The organism is uncultured Bradyrhizobium sp., from assembly GCF_936943645.1.
In the GTDB taxonomy this organism is placed as follows: Bacteria; Pseudomonadota; Alphaproteobacteria; order Rhizobiales; family Xanthobacteraceae; genus Bradyrhizobium.
The window spans coordinates 13,408-32,093 of the sequence record NZ_CAKZJO010000052.1; the positions used below are offsets into that span (position 1 = coordinate 13,408).

General features: G+C 64.3%; 17 protein-coding genes and 1 pseudogene. 10 read left to right on the forward strand and 8 right to left on the reverse strand.

The window, feature by feature from the left end; all coding sequences use genetic code 11:
- Positions 1–94 precede the first annotated feature (94 nt).
- Both Q0743_RS10935 and hemN read right to left on the reverse strand, forming a co-directional pair.
- Positions 95–292, reverse strand: a complete 198-nt coding sequence (locus Q0743_RS10935; RefSeq protein ID WP_298241543.1) for a DUF1858 domain-containing protein — start codon at positions 290–292, stop codon at positions 95–97.
- 137 nt (positions 293–429) lie between these two features.
- Positions 430–1,782 carry an oxygen-independent coproporphyrinogen III oxidase gene (gene hemN / locus Q0743_RS10940; RefSeq protein WP_298241544.1) on the reverse strand — a complete coding sequence of 451 codons (1,353 nt, stop codon included), beginning with the start codon at positions 1,780–1,782 and terminating at the stop codon, positions 430–432.
- Positions 1,783–1,983: 201 nt separating this feature from the next.
- Between hemN and Q0743_RS10945 the strand changes: the two genes are divergently transcribed.
- The 4 genes and pseudogenes from Q0743_RS10945 (at position 1,984) to Q0743_RS10960 (ending at position 5,264) form a co-directional block, all read left to right on the forward strand.
- Entirely contained in the window at positions 1,984–2,184 is a 201-nt protein-coding gene (locus Q0743_RS10945; protein WP_298241545.1) for a hypothetical protein, read from the forward strand.
- Between the two features lie 54 nt (positions 2,185–2,238).
- Positions 2,239–2,703, forward strand: a pseudogene (locus Q0743_RS10950) (copper chaperone PCu(A)C); the annotation flags it as partial.
- Between the two features lie 532 nt (positions 2,704–3,235).
- Complete coding sequence (gene nirK / locus Q0743_RS10955) at positions 3,236–4,333, forward strand: copper-containing nitrite reductase (RefSeq protein ID WP_298241546.1); 1,098 nt, start codon at positions 3,236–3,238, stop codon at positions 4,331–4,333.
- Positions 4,334–4,385: 52 nt separating this feature from the next.
- Positions 4,386–5,264, forward strand: coding sequence for an SUMF1/EgtB/PvdO family nonheme iron enzyme (locus Q0743_RS10960; RefSeq protein ID WP_298241547.1), 879 nt, complete (start codon positions 4,386–4,388; stop codon positions 5,262–5,264).
- A gap of 159 nt (positions 5,265–5,423) precedes the next feature.
- On the opposite strand, the gene Q0743_RS10965 is transcribed toward Q0743_RS10960, so the two are convergent.
- From Q0743_RS10965 to Q0743_RS10975, 3 genes are read right to left on the reverse strand one after another with little or no spacing between them, the layout of a single operon-like run.
- Positions 5,424–6,077, reverse strand: a complete 654-nt coding sequence (locus Q0743_RS10965; protein ID WP_298241548.1) for a GNAT family N-acetyltransferase — start codon at positions 6,075–6,077, stop codon at positions 5,424–5,426.
- A gap of 22 nt (positions 6,078–6,099) precedes the next feature.
- Positions 6,100–6,750 carry a 3-oxoacid CoA-transferase subunit B gene (locus Q0743_RS10970; RefSeq protein WP_092216835.1) on the reverse strand — a complete coding sequence of 217 codons (651 nt, stop codon included), beginning with the start codon at positions 6,748–6,750 and terminating at the stop codon, positions 6,100–6,102.
- 15 nt (positions 6,751–6,765) lie between these two features.
- Positions 6,766–7,473 (reverse strand): CoA transferase subunit A, encoded by a 708-nt coding sequence (locus Q0743_RS10975; protein ID WP_298241549.1) that lies wholly within the window; start codon positions 7,471–7,473, stop codon positions 6,766–6,768.
- Between the two features lie 287 nt (positions 7,474–7,760).
- Here Q0743_RS10975 and Q0743_RS10980 point away from each other — a divergent pair, with 287 nt between their 5' ends.
- Entirely contained in the window at positions 7,761–9,689 is a 1,929-nt protein-coding gene (locus Q0743_RS10980; RefSeq protein ID WP_298241722.1) for an AsmA family protein, read from the forward strand.
- An 89-nt stretch (positions 9,690–9,778) separates the two neighbouring features.
- Here Q0743_RS10980 and dctA read toward each other — a convergent pair whose 3' ends face one another.
- Both dctA and Q0743_RS10990 read right to left on the reverse strand, forming a co-directional pair.
- Positions 9,779–11,164 (reverse strand): C4-dicarboxylate transporter DctA, encoded by a 1,386-nt coding sequence (gene dctA / locus Q0743_RS10985; protein ID WP_298241550.1) that lies wholly within the window; start codon positions 11,162–11,164, stop codon positions 9,779–9,781.
- Positions 11,165–11,216: 52 nt separating this feature from the next.
- Positions 11,217–12,290, reverse strand: a complete 1,074-nt coding sequence (locus Q0743_RS10990; protein WP_298241551.1) for a 4-oxalomesaconate tautomerase — start codon at positions 12,288–12,290, stop codon at positions 11,217–11,219.
- Positions 12,291–12,405: 115 nt separating this feature from the next.
- On the opposite strand from Q0743_RS10990, the gene Q0743_RS10995 reads away from it, so the two are divergent.
- From Q0743_RS10995 to Q0743_RS11015, 5 genes are all read left to right on the forward strand, one after another.
- A complete protein-coding gene (locus Q0743_RS10995) occupies positions 12,406–13,386 on the forward strand; it encodes a LysR family transcriptional regulator (RefSeq protein WP_298241552.1) in 981 nt (326 codons plus the stop codon).
- Positions 13,387–13,616: 230 nt separating this feature from the next.
- Positions 13,617–15,002, forward strand: a complete 1,386-nt coding sequence (locus Q0743_RS11000) for an ABC transporter substrate-binding protein (protein ID WP_298241553.1) — start codon at positions 13,617–13,619, stop codon at positions 15,000–15,002.
- A 94-nt stretch (positions 15,003–15,096) separates the two neighbouring features.
- Positions 15,097–15,969: a carbohydrate ABC transporter permease gene (locus tag Q0743_RS11005; RefSeq protein ID WP_298241554.1), complete on the forward strand. Its 873-nt coding sequence runs from the start codon at positions 15,097–15,099 to the stop codon at positions 15,967–15,969.
- Positions 15,966–16,832 carry a carbohydrate ABC transporter permease gene (locus tag Q0743_RS11010; RefSeq protein ID WP_298241555.1) on the forward strand — a complete coding sequence of 289 codons (867 nt, stop codon included), beginning with the start codon at positions 15,966–15,968 and terminating at the stop codon, positions 16,830–16,832. The genes Q0743_RS11005 and Q0743_RS11010 overlap by 4 nt, the downstream gene beginning before the upstream one ends.
- Positions 16,833–16,944: 112 nt before the next feature.
- Positions 16,945–17,931: a hypothetical protein gene (locus tag Q0743_RS11015; RefSeq protein WP_298241556.1), complete on the forward strand. Its 987-nt coding sequence runs from the start codon at positions 16,945–16,947 to the stop codon at positions 17,929–17,931.
- Here Q0743_RS11015 and Q0743_RS11020 read toward each other — a convergent pair.
- Positions 17,870–18,682: an ABC transporter permease gene (locus tag Q0743_RS11020; protein WP_298241557.1), complete on the reverse strand. Its 813-nt coding sequence runs from the start codon at positions 18,680–18,682 to the stop codon at positions 17,870–17,872. The two genes, Q0743_RS11015 and Q0743_RS11020, sit on opposite strands and share 62 nt — an antisense overlap.
- Positions 18,683–18,686: the final 4 nt, after the last annotated feature.

Sequence of the window (18,686 nt, forward strand, 5' to 3'; positions counted from 1 at the left end):
GGTGCTCGAAATAAGAGCGGGGGCGCTTTCGCTTACGACGAAAGCCGCCCCTCGCCCGGGAATCCGCGCGCGCCGGCGCGAATTCCAGATCGTTTCACGCCGGCACGCAGTCGACCAGCGCGGCGAGGAATTTTTCGCGGTCGACGCCATGCTCGCGGCAGGCATCATCCACCGTGTGGAAGGTTGCAATCGGGCAACCGACACAAGCCAGCTTGAAGGCCAGAAACACGCGGATCGTGTGCGGCGCCGTACGCATGATGTCATCGACCAGATCGTCGGATGCAAAGGACATGGACAACTCCGTTCCCCCGCGAAATTAGCAGACCGGGCCGGTGTCTCCTTGTTGAAGCGCAAGCTGCTGCCAGTTCCTCCGCTCGTCATTCCGGGTTCGCCCTTCGGGCGCCTCGGAATGACGGAGGGAGCGTGGCTCTATACTGCCCGGCTGTGCAGCTGCTTTGCCGGATTGAGATGCGCGTCGAACGCGGCGGCGACGCTGCGAACCAGGAAGCGCGAGTCTTTTGCGACTGCGAGGCGATTGCCATCCAGCCTCACCACGCCGTCGGAGATCAACGGCTTCAGGCGAGCCGCCGAGCTCAGCATCGGCTCAGCCTCCGCGCCATGGCGCGCGCAGATGTCGCCGATATCGGCGCTGAACTCGCACATGATGCGTTCGATGATGTCCGCGCGCAGCCGATCGTCGTCGGTGAGCCCATAGCCTTTCGCAGTGGCGAGCCGGCCAGCAGCAATGCTCTGCGCATAGGCGCCGATCTGCACCTCGTTCTGGACGTAGCCCTGCGGCAGATGCCCGATCGCACTCGCACCGAAGCCGAGCAGGACCTCCCCCTTGTCGGTGGTGTAGCCCTGAAAGTTGCGTCGCAGCGTCCGCTCCTCGAAGGCCACCGCCATGGAATCGTCGGGCCGGGCGAAGTGATCGAGCCCGATTTGCACGTAACCGGCCTCCTTCAGCGCATTGGCGATCGCGCAGGCCTGGTCGTGGCGCGCAAGGCCATCGGGCAGCACACCTTCGTTGATCATGCGCTGGTGCTTCTTGAAATCGGGCACATGGGCGTAGCCGAACACGGAGAAGCGGTCGGGCGCGAGGGTGAGGCTGCGCCGAACCGTATCCAGGCACGATGCGACGGTCTGGTGCGGCAGCCCGTAGATCAGGTCGAAATTGACCCCGGTAATGCCGGCGCGCCTGAGCATGTCGACCACGGAAGCGGTCTGCTCGAAGCTCTGCACGCGATTGATCGCGCGCTGCACCACGGGATCGAAGCTTTGCACGCCAAGGCTGGCGCGGTTGACGCCGGAGAGCCGCATCGCCTCGACCATCTCGGCGGTCAATGTGCGGGGATCGATCTCGACCGCGATCTCGGCCGAGGGCAGCACGAAGAATTTCTGGCGCATCGTCGCCATCAACTCGGCGAAAGCCTCCGGCTGCATGATCGTCGGCGTGCCGCCGCCGAAATGGATGTGCTCCACCTTGATACGGCGGCCGATGGCCTCGGCGACCAGCGCGATCTCACTGCGCAGTGTCCGCTGATAGCCGGCGATGAGTTCATCGCGGCGGACGATCTGGGTATGACAGCCGCAATACCAGCACATCTCGCGGCAAAACGGGACGTGGAGATAGAGGGATGCGCTGGCGCCCGCCGGCAGTTCGGCCAGCCACTGGGCGTAGGCATCCGGACCGATCGCCGTCGAGAAATGCGGTGCGGTCGGATAGCTCGTGTAGCGTGGCAATCTTTCTTCGCCGTAGCTCGCCGCCAGATCAGCTCTCATATCTTACCCATTCGTAAATTTCGGCCGTGTGCAGACATCACGGCAAATCACGGAATGCACTCCACTAACCCGGATCGGCGGCGGCGACCTTGCGCTCGCGCAAAGTCGGCCCAGGGCCTGGAAATTGCGCTTGCGCAAAGCAGAGCGGCCGGTCCCGGGCCATGATGACGGAAATTGGCACGGCATCCGGAGCGTTTGCCCATGAGGCTTTTTGCACTCGAACTCATTCTGTCCCTGCTCGACGTCCGCGGCCATATCCCGCGCTTCGACGACTTCCGGCCGGCCCCGGTCGCACCGGCTCCGTCCAGCATCGCCGGCGGCCTGGCCGCCGTCGTCGCTGTCATCGCCGTGCCCTCGCTGGCGATCTGGGCGATGGTCTGGCTCGCCAAGCATCTCTTCTAGTCACCTCTTCTCCAAGGCCTCTCCAAATCCAGGGCTGCTCCAAAGGCTCCGATCATGATCACATCCAAGCGTGCACTCGCCGGCGCGATCGTCCTGACATGCCTTGCCGGGTCGCCCACCTTTGCAGCCGACACGACCAGCGGCGATCTCGTCATCACCAGGGCCTGGAGCCGGGCAACGCCCGGCGGGGCCAAGGTCGCCGGCGGCTATTTGACGATCGAGAACAGGGGCCATTCGACGGAGCGTTTGCAGTCCGCGTCGGCGACCCATGCGCTTCGGACCGAGATTCATGAAATGGCCGTCAACGACGGCGTCATGACCATGCGCCCGCTCGACAGGGGCCTCGCCATCGCACCCGGACAAGTCGTTACGCTCGCGCCCGGCGGCGGACATCTGATGTTCATCGGCCTCGATGGGCCGCTCCATGCCGGCGACCAGATGCCCGTGACTCTCTCATTCGAGCGCGCCGGCGACGTGAAGGTGACACTGGACGTGCAGGCGATCGGCGCGCAGGCACCCGCACAGACGGAGAGCATCGCAGCAGCGGAGCCCGCGCATCGCGCCGAGCAGGCCGCGGCTTCAGTTGCGGCGACGTCCGACGCGGACGAGAGCTTCTTCACGCATCTCCATGCCGAGAAGGCCATGGCCAACGTCACGGTCTCGCCGGGCCGCGCCGGTCCGGTCGAGATCGCGATCCAGCTCGAAGATGCGAACGAGCTGCCCCTGAGCGCAGATGCGGTTGCAGTCACGCTCGGCAATCCCGAGCACGGCGTTGCGCCGATCACCGCAAATGCCGTACGCAGCAGTAACGATCAATGGCGAGTCAGAATGTCGGCACCGCTGTCCGGCCGCTGGTCGCTCGGTCTCGACATCCGCATCACGCCGTCGGACGCGGTTAACGTTGTGTCACCGATCCTGCTCCGTTGAGACACCTAAGTACTGTCGCGGAGGCGAATCCGGCAAAACCTTGTCGCAGCGCAAACACTCTTGCCGCGATCGGCGCACAGTGCATCCGTCATCAAAAAAACTTTCCAGATGAAGGATGCCTACGATGTTCACCCGCAGAGTCGCATTGATCGGCGCCGCAGCGACCGCTCTGATGCTGGCGACCCCCGCTTTGGCCGCCGACGATCTCAAGCTGCCGCGTCAGAAGGTCGAACTGGTCGCTCCGCCCTTCGTGCATGCTCACGAGCAGGCGACCAAGCAGGGCCCGAAGATCATCGAGTTCAAGCTCACGATCGAGGAGAAGAAGGTCGTCATCGACGAGAAGGGCACCACCTTCCAGGCGATGACGTTCAACGGCTCGATGCCGGGCCCGCTGATGGTGGTGCATGAGGGCGACTACGTCGAAACGACGCTGGTCAATCCCGCGACCAACACCATGCCGCACAACATCGACTTCCATTCCGCGACCGGCGCGCTCGGTGGCGGTGCCCTGACGCTGATCAATCCCGGCGAGCAGGTCGTGCTGCGCTGGAAGGCAACCAAGACCGGCGTGTTCGTCTATCACTGCGCTCCGGGCGGCCCGATGATCCCCTGGCACGTCGTCTCCGGCATGAACGGCGCCGTGATGGTGCTGCCGCGCGACGGACTGAACGACGGCAAGGGCCACGCGCTGAAGTACGACAAGGTCTACTATATCGGCGAGCAGGACATGTACGTGCCGCGCGACGAGAAGGGCAATTTCAAGTCCTACGACTCGCCGGGTGAAGCCTTCACCGACACCGAAGAGGTGATGAAGAAGCTGATCCCCACCCACGTCGTGTTCAACGGCAAGGTCGGCGCGCTCACCGGCAAGAACGCCCTGACCGCCAATGTCGGCGAGAACGTGCTGATCGTGCATTCGCAGGCCAATCGCGACAGCCGCCCGCACCTGATCGGCGGCCATGGCGACTATGTCTGGGAAACCGGCAAGTTCGGCAATGCACCCGAGGTCGGACTCGAGACCTGGTTCATCCGCGGCGGCTCGGCGGGAGCTGCGCTGTACAAGTTCCAGCAGCCCGGCATCTACGCCTACGTCACGCATAATCTGATCGAAGCCGCAGACCTCGGCGCCACCGCGCACTTCAAGGTCGAAGGCAAATGGAACGACGATCTGATGACCCAGGTAAAGGCCCCGGCGGAAATCCCGCCTGCCAAGACCAACTAAACGCGACGAGGGGCCGGTCATCACCGGCCCCTTCTTTCTTCGGGGAATGACCATGCTGATCGCATTCAAGCTCAAACTGGCTCTCGCCTGTGCCGCCGGGCTCGCAGGACCGCTCGCGGTCGCGCCGCTGGTCTCAACCATGGCGGTCCGCGGCACGGCCGAGGAGCCCGCGATCATCAGAGTCGCGCCGGGCAGCATGTCCTATCGCGAGGCCGGCGATTTCACGCGCGGCGGGCAACAGGCGGAAGCGCCGCTGCGCGCGCTGCACGTCGAGCGGCCGCTGCACATCATGCGAAATCAGGTGTCGTCATCCGACTATCAGCTTTGCGTGCAGGACGGCGCCTGCCGCACGCTCGATCGCGACGTGGCGGTCGCCCCCGATCGCCCCGCGGTGCAAGTGAACTGGCACGACGCCGCAGCCTATGCCGGCTGGCTGTCGCGCAAGACCGGCCACCATTATCGCCTGCCGAGCGATGCCGAATGGGCCTTCGCGGCCGGTTCCAAATTCAGGGACGACGGCGTCGCGGTCGATGCCGACGATCCCTCAAAGCGCTGGATCAGCCGCTATGAGCGCGAATCCGAACGCGACCTCTCCGACACCACGGCCTATCCGTTCGGCAAGTTCGGCCCGAACGAGCACGGCGTCGAAGATCTCGCCGGCAACGTCTGGGAGTGGACTTCGACCTGCTTCGTGCGCTCGCGCGTCGATGTTTCAGGCAACGCCGGCCGCCCGACCGTGAATTGCGGCGTGCGTGTCGCCGAGGGGGCGCATCGCGCCTATGTCACCGATTTCATCCGCGACGCCCGCGCCGGCGGCTGCGCCCAGGGCGTGCCGCCCGCCAATCTCGGCTTCCGCCTGGTGCGCGAGGAGACGTCGTGGGTCGCAAGCGTGTCGGCGCGATGGAGCAAGGCGTGGGCGGCGAGATCGTAGCCATTCGAGCAGCGCACTCAACTTCATCACCGTCACCCTGAGGTGCTTGATCTGCGGCTCGCCGCAGGTCAAGCCTCGAAGGGCGAAGGCCCGGCTGCATCGCGGCCGTTCATCCTTCGAGGCTCCCGGTGCGATGCCTTGCATCGCGCCACTCGCACCTCAGGATGACGGGGCTAACGGAATCGTCCGCGCAAACATGCGAAAGCCGGGCGCGCCGATGATCGCCTCGAACGCGGGATCGCGCTTTTCCTCGGCAAGGACAAAACCCGCTTTCGCATAGGCCTTTTCGGCCGCCTCGTTGCCGATCAGGAAAGATATCGTCGCCCGTCGGAATCCGGCGGCGCAGCCCTTCTCGAGCGCATGCGCGATCAGCGCCTGGACCAGACCGCGGCCGCGATAGGCGGGATCGGTCGCGACGTATTCGATCATCCAATCGCCCTCGCCGCCCTGGACCCAGCAGGCGCGCGTATAGACGGCGCGTTGGCGGAGAGATTCCAGTTCCGGCGCGACGAGCCCGATCGCGGCCGCGACTTCCTCGATCGCGCGCCAAGCCGCAGGCCCCGTGCCTGCCGCCGGGAATGCAGCGAGCGCTGCTGCAGGCCTGCCCTCGACCTCGGCGATCAGGAATTGCGAGACGTGCCACATCGACACGGACTGCGCGACCGCGATGCGCGCGATGAAGTCGCGGCATTGCGCGTCGGGCCAGCCGAGCGCGACGTCGAACCAGCCGCGCGAGCGATAGCCGCGCTGCGATGACTGGATGGTCCGTGCGATGAATTCGGCGTCTTCGGGACGCGCTGACCGTATCGTCATGCGCGCCCCACTCTCGAAAACCTCAGGTGTTCTTCAGCGCGACGCGGAATTCGGCTTCGGTCTTGGCCTTGACCTCGTCGAGCGTCACGCCGTCGGCGAGCTCGATCAGGGCCATGCCGCCGTCGCCGTGCTTGTCGATGGTGAAGACGGCAAGATCCGTGACGACCATGTCGACCACGCGCTCGCCGGTCAGCGGCAGGTTGCACTTCTTCAGGAGCTTCGAGCCGTCCTTGGCCGAATGCTCCATCACCACGACGACGCGCTTGACGCCGGCGACGAGATCCATCGCGCCGCCCATGCCCTTGACCATCTTGCCGGGGATCATCCAGTTGGCGAGATCACCGTTCTGGGCCACCTGCATGGCGCCGAGGATCGACAAATCCATGTGGCCGCCGCGGATCATGCCGAAGGAATCCGCGCTCGAGAAATACGAGGTCGAGGGCAGTTCGCTCACGGTCTGCTTGCCGGCGTTGATGAGGTCGGCGTCCACCTCGTCCTCATAGGGGAACGGGCCCATGCCGAGCATGCCGTTCTCGCTCTGCAGGCTGACGTCGACGCCCTCGGGGATGAAGTTCGAGACCAGCGTCGGGATGCCGATGCCGAGATTGACGTAGTAGCCGTCGCGCAGTTCCTTGGCGGCACGCGCGGCCATCTGTTCACGGGTCCAGGCCATATCGCTCTCCTGATCTCAAGCTGCCGTGCGCGGGCGGGTGTTGCGGAATTCGATGCGCTTCTTGGCCGTGCCGACCTCGACGATGCGCTTCACGAAGATGCCGGGCGTATGGATGTGATCAGGGTTGAGTTCACCGGCCGGAACCAGATGCTCGACCTCGGCCACCGTGATCCTGGCGGCGGTCGCCATCATCGGGTTAAAGTTGCGCGCGGTCTTGCGGTAGATGAGATTGCCGGCGGTGTCGCCCTTCCAGGCATGCACGATGGCGAGGTCGGCGAACAGGCCGCGCTCCATCAGGTACTTCTCGCCGTCGAACTCCTTCACTTCCTTGCCTTCGGCGATCAGCGTGCCGACGCCGGTCTTGGTGTAGAAGGCCGGGATGCCGGCGCCGCCGGCGCGGATGCGCTCGGCCAGCGTACCTTGCGGATTGAATTCGAGTTCCAGCTCGCCGGCGAGGAATTGCTGGGCAAACAGCTTGTTCTCGCCGACATAGGACGAGATCATCTTCTTGATCTGGCGGGTTTCGAGCAGGCGGCTGAGCCCGATGCCGTCGACGCCGGCATTGTTGGAGACCACCGTCAGCCCCTTGACGCCGGACTCGCGGATCGCGTCCGACAGCTCCTCGGCGATGCCGCAGAGGCCGAAGCCTCCCGACATGATCATCATGTTGTCTTTCAAGATGCCTGACAGAGCCGACTTAGCGTCGGGATAGACCTTGTTCATGCAAAAAACCTTCGACTGAACCTGCGGCTTGGAGGCGTCGCGCCCTATTGGCGGCGATTATTAGGCGAAATCCTCCAAAGCCGTCAATGATACGGGGTTCTCCACGCGACGTTCGGGTGATAGAAGCTGCCCACGCGGTGGGCAGACCCGTCCGTGGCCTTGAAAGCGACAAGAAAACCCATCAAGTTGCGGCACTTAACATAACAGGGCTCGGGTGTGGGCACGCAGGTTTCCCGGCCCGCCCTTCCGGCTCCAACGACCAACCCGATCAGGACACGCCATTGACCATGGCCCAAGGAATGAAGCGCCTCGGGACGCCGATCGCGGCGCTGCTCGGCGTTGCGCTGATCGCCCTGATCGCGACCTCCTGGCTCATCAACCGCGACGCGCTGCGCAAGGCGGTCGAAGCGCAGATCCGCGACGTCACCGGGCTCGAGCTGAGTGTCGCAGGCAGCATCGATATCTCGGTACTGCCGGCGAGCTACATCTCGTTCCACGACGTCGGCCTCAAGGGCGGCGGCACCGGCGATTCCGCGCTCCATATCGACGTGCTCACCGCCAATCTGCGGCTGCTGCCGCTCCTGCTGCAACGGTTCGAGATCGCCGACCTGGCGCTGCTGCGGCCGCGCATCCATGTCAGCCTGCAGCCGGACGGCGAGAGCAACTGGACTCCCTTCATCCAGACCATCGCGCGCACCATGAAGCCCGGGGCCGAGAACCAGGTCTCGTTCTCCGAAATCCGGATCCAGGACGGCGTGCTCGATTACGAGGACGCCGCCACCCACGCCACCGAGAAGCTCGAGGACATCGACCTGTCGCTGGCCTGGCCCTCGATCTCGCGCTCCTTCGCCGCGACCGGACAGTTCGACTGGCGCGGCGAGCGCGTCGACGGCACGATCAGCTTTTCCGATTTCGTCGCGGCCCTCTCCGGCGAGCGCTCGGGGCTGAAGGCACGGATCGCCAGCGCGCCGCTCAAGCTCGCCTTCGACGGCAGCGTCGCCAACCGCACCAGCCCGATGATGGAGGGGACGCTGACGATCGACAGCCCCTCCTTGCGCAACGCGCTGCGCTGGACCGGGCAGCCGCAGCCCGCCAGCGGCGGCTTCGGCCGCTTCGCGCTGAAGGCACGTGCCAACGTCGTCGGCGCCTCGATCGCGCTCACCAACGTCAATGTCGAGCTCGACGGCAACGCCGCCGAGGGCGTCATGACCTACGCCAATAACGGCCGGCAGACGCTGCAGGCGACGCTCGCCGCCGACGCACTCGACTTCACGCCTTATATCTCGACCTTCCGCCTGCTCGCGAGCGGGGCTCGCGACTGGAACAGGCAGCTGTTCGACCTCAACGGATTGTCCACCACCGACCTCGACATGCGCCTGTCGGCGGCCAAGCTGACGGTCGGGCCGACCAAGCTCGGCCGCACCGCGATCGGCGCCAATTTGCGCAACGGCACGCTGGCGCTGTCGGTCGGCGAGGCGCAGGTTTATGGCGGAATCGCCAAAGGCTCGTTCGGCATCGCGCGCTCCGATACGATCGCCGACATCAAGGCGCAATTCCAGTTCACCGACGTCGACCTCCAGGCCTGCGCCACTGAATTGTTCGGCCTCAACAAGCTGTCCGGCCGCGGCAACATCAACGTCTCGCTGTTCGCCTCGGGCTCGAGCCCGTTCGGTCTCGTGCAATCGCTCGACGGCAGCGCCACCGTCACCGGGCACGACGGCGCGATCGCGGGCTTCAACGCCGAGCAGCTCCTGAAGCGCCTGGAGCGACGGCCGCTGTCGGGCGGCGGCAATTTCCGCAACGGTTCGACCCCCTACAACAATCTCACCATCGCGGTGAAATTCGCCGACGGGGTCGCCACCGCCGAGGACATCCGGGTCGAAGGACCTGCGGCCAAGATCACCATGACCGGCACGGCCTCGGTGCCGACGCGCGAATACGACATGAAAGGCATCGCAAGCCTCAACAGCGCCTCGGGCTTCGAATTGCCGTTCGTGGTGCAGGGGCCCTGGGACGATCCGCTGATCTTCCCCGATCCGGAAAGCCTGATCCGCCGCTCGCCGGCCTCCGCCCCCCTGCTCGACATGCTGAAGGACCGCAAGGCAGGCGACGCCGTGCGCTCCGCGATCGAGCGCATCACCGGCACGGGCAAGCGTCCCGCACCGGCGGAATCGCCGACGGCGGAGAACGCCAAAGAGAACGCCAAGTCCAACTAGCGTGGCCGGGTCGCCTTTCAGCGGCGATAGCGAACGCCATGGTCCCGACTTGCCAAACCAAGCCGGGACCAATCTCATCCAGGACCTCGTCAGGCAGCTGATTGCGTCGTCGTGATCCAGCTCGCGTCACCCAGCACCGGCGCCACTTCCTCGATCGTCGTCCTGACCGCGGGCGCGACAGTGCCGCCCCCTTCCAATTCACGGGCCAACACCTCGCGGTCACAGGCATCCTCCCATAGCGAAACGGTGATGGCTGCGACACAGTTGCTGATCATGCTCGTCAGCGCTCGCGCCTCCGACATGAAGCGATCGATGCCGACCAACAGCGCGACGCCGGTCACGGGCAGATCCGGCATGACGGAGAGGGTTGCAACCAGCGCGACGAAGCCGCTGCCGGTGACGCCGGCCGCTCCCTTGGACGTCAGCAACATCAGCCCGAGCATCGCCGCGATCTGTCCCCATGACAAATGAATATCGCAAGCCTGTGCAATGAAGATGGAAGCCAGGGTCAGATAGATGGCGCTGCCGTCGAGATTGAATGAGTAGCCCATCGGCAGCACGAGCCCCGACACGCCCTTCCGGCATCCGAGCTGCTCCAGCTTGCGCAGTGCGCCGGGCAGCGCGGGCTCCGACGACGACGTGCCGAGCACGATCAGCAATTCTTCCCTGAAGTAGCGGATGGTCTTCCACAGGCTGAAGCCGTTCAGCCGTGCCAGCGTACCAAGCACGACGACCACGAAGACGGAGCAGGCGATATAGAATGTCAGGATCAGCAGTCCGAGCGAGCCGATCGAACGGACGCCGTAACGGCCCACCGTGAACGCCATGGCGCCGAAGGCGCCGAGCGGCGCGAGCTTCATGATGAAACCGAACGACACAAACAGCACGTGCGAGAACGAGGCGACGGCCTTTGTCACCGCCGCACCGCCATCGCCGGCGCGGCTCAAGCCGAAGGCGATCAGGATCGAGATCAGCAGGACAGGCAGCACCTCGCCGTCGGCAAACGCTCCAAAGAACGAATGCGGGATGATGTGCAGCATGAAGTCCGCAAATCCGGTCGTGGCTGCCTGCTTGCTGAATTTCGCAGCGACTGACGGGTCCAGCGTGCTGACCGAAACATGCATGCCGGCGCCGGGCTGGATCAACGAGACGGCGACCAGCCCCGCCAGAAGCGCGAGCACGGTCAGCAGGTAGAACAGCGCCATGGATTTCACCAGGGTGCGGCCGACTTCGCGGGAATCGTTGATGCTGTTGATGCCGCTCACGATGGTACAGAACACGATCGGCGCGATCATCATCTTGACGAGCATGACGAAGCCGTCTCCGAACGGCTTCAGCGCGGCACCGAACTCGGGCCAGAAATGACCCGTGGCGACGCCCAGGATGAGCCCGATCAGCACCTGAACGTAGAGAATCCGGTAGAACGGCTTGCGTCGCTCACCATTCGCGGACCTGGCCGGCGCGTGCATCTGCATTCTCGTTTCTCCCTGGGGTGTCATTTTTGCAGAGTTCAAGAGCGATCCGGCTTCAGGCCGCCAGCACCGCCTGCGGAATGTGCGATCGACGGGCAAAGACGTGGCCCTCGAAGATGCGCCGGGCGGTCCGCTGCACGCGGGCGACCGGGCCGGGCTCCAGCCGAACCACGAGCTGACCGGAGGGATGGGCGAGCGTGATCGGCACCGGCGGCGCCAGTGGGCCGACCATCCTTGCAGCGATCGTCCCAGGCGTGAGGCAGGCCGTCGCGATCGCGACGGCGCCGGTCACCGCCAATGCGCTGTGGCAGTCGTGCGGCATGAAGTATCGGGTGTTCAGCGCCGCTGCGCCCGCAGGCGCAATCAGAACCGGCTTCGGAATCACCATTGTCGCCGCATTTGGAAAACCCATCAGGCGACCAGCTTCGATGCGCAAGTGCTCTAGACGCGCGCGGAAGCCGCTGTCGGTGAAATCTGCAGGAGCCTCGCGGCCGCTGCAGCCCAGGTCCGCCGCGTGGACCAGCATGACCGGCATCGCCGCGTCGATGCAGGTGACGTCGATCCCATCGATGCGATCGACCGCACGTCCCGTCGGCAGCAGGCGACCGGTCCGAGCGCCGGCCGCGTTGGGGAAGGACAGTTCGATCGGTGCGGCCGTTCCCGGCACGCCGTCGATTCGCGCTTCGCCCTCGTAAGTCACCCGCCCTCCCGGCGTGGCGACGGTGGCGTCGATCAGCTTGCCGGTGTTGACATTGTGGATCCGGATATTGGTCCGATCGCAGCTCGCAGCGACCAGCCCGGCTTCGATTGCGAACGGCCCCACCGCCGCCAGCATGTTGCCGCAGTTCGGCGAGGTATCGACGATCCCTTCGCGAACACGCACCTGGGCAAACAGGTAATCGACATCGGCGCCGGGCACCGTGGCCGGTCCGACGATCGCGACCTTGTTGATGACGGCATTGCCGCCGCCGATGCCATCGATGCCGAGATCGTGCCCGCCTCCCATCACCGACAACAGCACCGCGTCGCGTGACCTTGGGTCGGCCGGCAGATCACGGGCCAGGAAGAACGGTCCGCGCGAGGTCCCCCCGCGCATGACCACACAGGGAATGGCAATCTGATCGTTCATGGGCTCGTCCGTTCGGCGACATGTTGGCCTGAACAGAGCATCCGCCTTCCGAACTCTTTTGTGAAATGCAAATATCTGAGGTATTATTTCGATTATCGAAATAACGGAGCGAGCCGTGAACGCAGAATTGCTCGACCTCAAGGCGTTCATCACCGTTGCCGAGACCGGCAGCTTCGTCCGGACCGCCAAGGCGCTGAACCTGTCTCAACCCGCGCTCAGCCGGCGCATTCAGAAGCTGGAGGAAAGCCTCGGGGCCCCACTGCTCGAGCGGTCGACGCGCCACGTCAATCTCACCATGACAGGCCGCGACTTCCTGCCGAAGGTGCGCCGCCTCATCGACGAGTTCGAGACCTCGGTGCTCGCCATCCAGGATATCGGTGCGCGAAGCTCGGGCCTGGTCTCCGTGGCTGCGGTGCCGACGGCGGTGTTCTACTTCCTGCCGCGTGCGATCGGACGGTTTGCTGAGGCTTATCCGCGCATTCGCATCCGCATTCTGGACATTGGTGCCAACGAGGGATTGGAAGCGGTCGCGCGCGGAGAGGTCGATTTCGGCATCAACTTCATTGGGGCCTCGCACGCCGAGATCGAATTCGAGAAGCTTGTCGAGGATCCTTTCGTCCTGGCCTGCCGCCACGACCATCCGCTGGCATCGCGCAAGCAGGTGAGCTGGCCGGAGATCGTGTCGCACCGGGTCATCACCGTCGGTCGCAACAGCGGCAATCGCGCGCTGATCGACAATGCGCTGGCGCGACACGGCCTCCAGTTGAACTGGTCCTATGAGGTCGCCCACCTCTCCGGCTCTCTGGGCCTGGTCGAAGCGGGCCTCGGCATCGCCGTGCTGCCGAAGCTGGCGACGCCCGCCGCCGGCCATCCGATCATTCACACCATTCGCCTGGTCGAACCGGAAGTGTCGCGGACGATCGGCATCGTGCGCAGGCGCGGGGCGACACTATCTCCTCATGCCAGCCAGTTTCTGAAGATGCTCCTCGAGGCCTGGCGCTCCCCGGCACAGACCGGCGGGCATGGCAAACCGCGGTCCCGATCGGGTGAGGCAAGCTCGAACACGACATCGTCGCCTCCGAAGCGGAGACGCTGACGGCACGCTGGGGAGAGGTGAGACCGCTCCCGCCGAGCCGGAGTTCCTCGGACATCGCGAATTGATTGCCGCGAATTGATGCAGCGATTGGATCGATGCGCGCGTTAAGCATCGCCGCAGAGCGACACCTGCGACCTAGGTCTGACAACATGCTGCGTTGATTGCGCTACCATCCTGCGCTAGTGTTTTTTCGACCGGTTAAAAACACCGGCCGTTTGAGGGAGAAAAACGTGAAATCCAAGGTTATTGGCGCAGTATCATTGGCGGTCGCTGCGGCCGGGCTGTTTGCAGCCGCTGCACCCGCTTTTGCGCAGCAGAAGACGATCACGGTCTGGTGGGGCAAGGGCTTCTATCGCTCCGAAGACGACGCGCTGCTCGAGACGATCAAGAAATTCGAGGCCAAGACCGGCATCAAGGTCGAATTGTCGCAATACGCGATTCAGGACATGATTCCGAAGACGGTCGCCGCGCTCGATGCCGGCACCGTGCCCGATGTCGCCTATTCCGATTCGTATGACGTGCAGGCGCAGGGGAAGTGGGCCTACGAGGGCAAGCTCGAGGATCTCTCCGACGTCATGGAGCCGATCAAGGGCCGTTTCGTCCAGAACACGCTCGATGCGTCGATCCTCTACAACGACGTCGCCAAGAAGAAGGCCTATTACGGCTTCCCGCTGAAGCAGCAGAGCATGCACGTCCAGATCTGGAACGACATGCTGGAGAAGGCCGGCTTCAAGCAGGCCGACATCCCGAACGACTGGACCGGCTACTGGACGTTCTGGTGCGACAAGGTGCAGCCGGCGATCCGCAAGGCGACCGGTCAGCGCATTTACGCGGTCGGCCAGCCGATGGGCGTGGAATCCACCGACGCCTTCCAGTCGTTCTACACCTTCATGGACGCCTACCACGTCAAGCTGGTCGACGATGACGGCAAGCTCACGGTCGACGATCCCAAGGTTCGCGAGAACCTGATCAAGGCGATGAAGGACTACACCGACACCTACATCAAGGGTTGCACGCCGCCGTCCTCCACGACCTGGAAGGATCCCGACAACAACGTCGCCTTCCACAACAAGACCATCGTGATGACCCACAACTTCACGATCTCGATCGCGGCGAAGTGGTACGAAGACTCGCAGAACCAGGCTCTCACGCCCGAGCAGCGCGAAGCCGGCAAGAAGGCCTATGAGCAGGACATCATCACGTCGTCCTTCCCGAAGGCCCCGGATGGTTCGACCATCAAGTACCGCTCCGACGTCAAGACCGGACTGATCTTCACCGCGGCCAAGAACAAGGCCGAGGCCAAGCAGTTCATCAGCTTCCTGCTCCAGGAAGAGAACGTCCGTCCCTACATTGAGGGCGCGCTCGGCCGCTGGTTCCCGGTGACGAAGGAAAGCCAGGAAAGCCCGTTCTGGCAGGCTGACAAGCACCGCAAGGCCGTCTACGCGCAGTTCAAGGGCGGCACCGCGGCGTTCGACTTCACCAAGAACTGGAAGTTCACGATCCTCAACAACGAGAACGTGTGGGCGAAGGCGATGAACCGCGTCGTCAGCGAGAAGGTTCCGGTCGACAAGGCCGTCGACGAGCTGATCGCCCGCATCAAGCAGGTCGCGGGTTAATTCATCCGCCCCTCTCCCCGCCACGCGGGGAGAGGTGTTAGAACTACACCGGCCGCGTTTCGCGGCCGGCTTCTCTTTGAAGAGTCCAAAAAGAATGGCGATCACGCTCTCTGGCGATCAGGCACTCCCCGGCCCGCCCCTGTCGTCGCGGCTGACCCCGGCGCAGGTCTGGGGCATCGTGCTGCTCGCGCCCTATCTGCTCGTTTTCCTTGCCTTCGTGGTCTATCCCGTCTGCTACGGGCTCTGGCTGGCGCGCGCTCCGGAGAACTATGTCGCGCTATACAACGACCCGATCTTCGCGCGCGCCGCGATCAACACGCTGATTTTCCTGGTCATCGGCATCAACATCAAGATGCTGATCGCGCTCTTCCTGTCCGGCTTCTTCGCCGTGCAACGCCCCTGGATCAAATGGCTCTCGGTGATCTTCATCCTGCCCTGGGCGGTGCCGTCGATCCCGACCATCCTGTCGGTGCGTTTCATGCTCAATCCCGAATGGGGCGTGATCAACCACCTGATCTTCTCCTTCACCGGCGATGACGGCCCGAACTGGCTGAACGACCCCACCGTGGCGCTCAGCATGGCGATCGCCGTGCACATCTGGAAGTCGCTGCCGTTCTGGACGCTGATCCTGATCACCGGCCGCCTCGCGATCTCGCACGATCTGTTCGAGGCCGCCGAGGTCGACGGCGCGAGCTGGTGGCAGAAATTCCGCTACATCACCTGGCCGTCGATGCAGACGCTCTACGTCACCTGCACGCTGCTTTCGATGATCTGGACGCTCGGCGATTTCAACAGCGTCTATCTGCTCACCGGCGGTGGCCCGGCCGACCTCACGCACGTGCTGTCGACGCTCGGCATCCGCTATCTCCGGCTCGACCAGCTCTCGCTGGCAATGGCATCCATTGTCTGCGCGATGCCGTTCGTCCTGCCGCTGGTGTACTTCATGATGAAACGGTTGTCGCGATGAAGCTCCCCGGCGTAAGACAGTTTACTTGGCGCGAAGTCGCGACCGAAGCACGGCTCCTGCTGATCGGCATTCCCGTCTTCCTGTGGACGATGATCCCGATCTATCACATGTTCCTGTTCGCGATCTCCCCGAAGGAGGACGCGTTCTCGGGCAAGCTGTGGCCGGACCATCCGACGCTGCATAATTTCGAGATCGTGTTCAAGCAGCAGCACTACTTCCTGCGCGACTTCTACGTGCAGTTCTGGAATTCGTTGGTAATCGCGGCATCCGTCGGCGTGCTGACGCTGTTCATCGCGACGGCAGCTGCGTTCTCGATCTCGCGACTGAAGGTGCCGGGCGGGCGCATGGTGCTCAACCTCGCGCTGTTCACCTACTTCATCCCTGCAGCGTTCCTCGCCGTGCCGATGTACCGGACCATGGGCAATTACGGCTTGCTCAACAATCACTGGTCGCTGATCCTGGCTATGGTGACGATCGCCTCGCCTTACGCGATCTGGGTGCTCAAGCAGGCCTCCGACAAGCTGCCGGTCGAGCTCGATGAAGCCGCCGTGATGGATGGTGCAACGACGCTGCAGATCTTCCGCCTGGTCTACCTGCCGCTGATGATGCCCTCTCTGGTCGCGATCGGCACCTATGCGGTGCTGCTGGCCTGGAACGAATATCTCTACGCGTTCCTGCTGCTTTCCAATGACCGCGAGCTCACCCTCCCCGTCGCGCTCGGCAACTTCCTCGCCGCCGACGACTCGCCATGGGAGCTGCTGATGACCACCGGCTTCATTTATGCGCTGCCGCCGGCCGCGGTCTACTACGCCTTCCGCCGCTACATGGTGGGCGGGCTTACGGCAGGTGCGGTGAAGTCCTGACGCGACAGGAGGCATCGCGGCGCGGCAAGCAGCGCGCTTGAGCGACAGCGTGGACAATTGAAGATTGTCCACGCCTGCTCTAACGTCCGGGTCTCGAGCGGGGTCCGGCATCATGCGCAGCAACGACGCGATCCATCTCGGCCTGATGCTGCTGGCGCTCGCCGCGGCCTATCTGGTGCCGTTCGAATTGTTGCTGCTGGCCTATGTCGTGCTCGGTCCGGCGCACTACTTCACCGAGATCTCGTGGCTGCATGATCGCAGCTACTATCTGCCCCATCGCGGGATCGCGGCGGCCCTCGCCGTCGTGGCCGTGGTCGCGGCGCTGATCGACAATGCCTCGTGGTTCGGCTTTGCGATGTGGGGCGCGCTGGTCGTCTGCGCGATGTTGGCGGCCACCGTCTCCGCAATCGAGAGCATGCTGCTGTTCATGGTCGCGATCGCCTTGTCGGCGATCATGTATTCGAGCGGATCCTCGCTCGCGGTCATCGGCATCCTGATTCCGACCCTGATCCACGTTTCGCTGTTCACACTGATCTTCATGGTGCTTGGCGCTTACCGGTCCGGAAGCCGGGTGCAGGCCGCACTGGTGGTGGCCTACATCGTCGCCGTCGCCACGATCCTGCTGCTGCCGCCGGCCGCCGAAATCCGGATCGCGAGCTTTGCCCGGGTCGGGCAGGATTATTTCGGCAATGTCGGCCCGGCCCTGGGGCGGCTGTTCGGCGTGCCGGGCCTCGTGCTCGACACCAGGCTGACCAGCCTGCTCGCCTTCGTCTACACCTATCATTACCTCAACTGGTTCATCAAAGCCGACGTAATCCGCTGGACTGCAGTGCCGAAGGCCCGGCTGGCGGCGATGGCCGCCGTCAGCGCAGCTGCCACCGCGCTCTATTTCTACGACTACGCGTTCGGCTTCACCTTCCTGTTGGCGCTGAGCCTGATCCATATCCTGTTGGAGTTTCCGCTCAATGCGCTGGCGCTGCGCCAGCTTGGTGCAGCGGTGCGTGACGCGGTGCACGCGCGGCTCACCGCGCCGGCGGTTACAACGGCGCCGCGCTCTCGCCCTGCGAGCTCGACAGTTTCGAGGCGAGCGAGGCGATGACGATGACGACCGCGATCAGGGCGATCACCAGCGTGCAGATCGCGTTGATCTCCGGCTTCACGCCCAACCGCACTTCCGAGTAGATCCGGATCGGCAGCGTCGCCGAGCCCGGGCCCGTGGTGAAGCTCGCGATCACGAGATCGTCGAGCGACAGCGTGAAGGCCAGCATCCAGCCGGCGACGATTGCGGGGGCGATCAGCGGCAGCGTCACGGCCACGAAGGCACGCACCGGGTCGCAGCCGAGATCCATTGCCGCCTCCTCCAGCGAACGATCGAGCGAGCCGAGGCGGGACTGCACGACCACTGCAACGAAGCACATCGTCAGGGTGGTATGGGCGATCGTCACGGTCCAGAATCCGCGCTCGGCATTCAGGGCGACGAACAGCAGCAGCAGCGACAATCCGGTGATCACTTCCGGCATCACCAGCGGCGCATAGAGCATGCCGGAGAACAGCGTGCGGCCGCGGAAACGCTCGCCGCGCGACAGCGCGACGGCGGCGAGCGTGCCGAGCAACGTAGCGATGGTGGCGGAGGAGACCGCGACCCGCAGGCTCATCCAGGCCGCCTCGATCATGGCGCGGTCGTTGAAGAACTCGTGATACCAGCGCAGCGACCAGCCGCCCCACACCGTCACCAGGCGCGAGGCGTTGAAGGAATAGATGACCAGGATGAGAATCGGCAAGTAAAGGAACGCCAGGCCCAGCGCGAGCGAGGCGACGTTGAAACGGGACAGGCGGGCAATCTTGCGCATGGCC